Annotated in this window: 1 protein-coding gene; it reads left to right on the top strand. The window is 58.9% G+C overall.

Translation table 11 applies throughout. From position 1 onward, the window contains the following. A partial coding sequence (locus FHL16_RS33745; protein ID WP_238706223.1) for an ATP-binding protein occupies nt 1-849 on the top strand: 849 nt, incomplete at its 5' end. Between the last annotated feature and the right edge of the window lie 424 nt (nt 850-1273).

The raw sequence follows: 1273 nt of genomic DNA, 5'->3' as shown, positions 1-1273 counted from the left end.
CTGTTAATGGTGAGGGACCTGGTGCGCAAGCTGTTCCGTCCCATCGCGACGCTCTCGGCGGAGATCGATCAGCGCGACCAGCAGGCGCTGCATCCTGTCGATGAACAGCACCTGCCGAGCGAAATCCGGCCCTTCGTCGTGGCGATCAATCGGTTGCTCAAGCGCGTCGCGCAGACCATGGAAACGCAACGGCGGTTTATCGCCGATGCCGCCCATGAACTGCGTTCGCCGATGACGGCGCTGTCCCTGCAAGCGGAACGGTTGTCGTCCACACCCATGTCGGAGGCATCCCGGCACAGCGTTGTACCCTTGGCTCAGGGCATCGAGCGCAGTCGCAAACTCATCGAACAACTGCTGGCCCTGGCCGCCGCACAATCATTCACGCAACGAGCCGAGACGACGGTTTCGGTGCACGCAGTGTTTCGCCGCGTGCTGGAAGACCTTCTGCCACTGGCCGAGAACAAGGGCATCGATATCGGAGTGGAAAGCGTCAAGGACGTTCAGGTCGTCATCAACGAGCTGGACCTGTTCATCCTGATCAAGAACCTGGTGGACAACGCCATCCGCTATACGCCAGCGGGCGGTCGGGTCGACTTGAGTGTCGAGCCGGCGGAGCAGTGCGTGCTCATCGAGATCAAGGACTCGGGCCCGGGCATCAGCGTTGCAGAACAAGCGCTGGTGTTTGACCCGTTTTACCGCAGTTTGGGAACCGACGAAACGGGTTCCGGCCTGGGGTTATCCATCGTCGCGGCGATCGCAGACCGTACCGGAGCACGCATCCAATTGAGCTTTTCAGATGAGGTGAAGCAGAGCGGATTATGTGTTTCAGTCTGGCTACCAAAGCGTTAGCTGCCTTCCTTGAAAGGCAGCTTTGGGTTGTGGATTCAACCGGTCGACGCAGATTATTCTGGAGCTCCTTTCCACTCCTTCAGAGAAGCCATCCAAGGTCTCGGTTGATGATCGAGGGCGGGGCGCGCCCTTCTTATCAGCACGGGAACGGTGGTGATCATCCAATCCATCGCGCAGGAATAATTGCACCACCTTCCCACCATCGACATAGACCCGGCGCATGCCTTGCCTGGCAAGCGGGCCGCTCCAAGCCTGCCGAATCCGGGCTCGGGATTATTTTCCACGGTGGTCACGAGCGGTGATGACCAGAGGAGAGTTATTGCTTAGCAGTGTTTGCGCTGCCGGCCCAGTTCAATAAGCGATGGGTGAAACCATAGCTCGCAGCCTGGTAATAGGTAATCGCACGTGCCACTAAAGGGTCGTC

Origin of the sequence: Pseudomonas sp. FSL W5-0299, from assembly GCF_005930655.1 — a bacterium.
GTDB lineage: Bacteria > Pseudomonadota > Gammaproteobacteria > Pseudomonadales > Pseudomonadaceae > Aquipseudomonas > Aquipseudomonas mandelii.
Note: the sequence above shows the minus strand (reverse complement) of the source record. Positions and strands in the feature narration are given on the sequence as shown.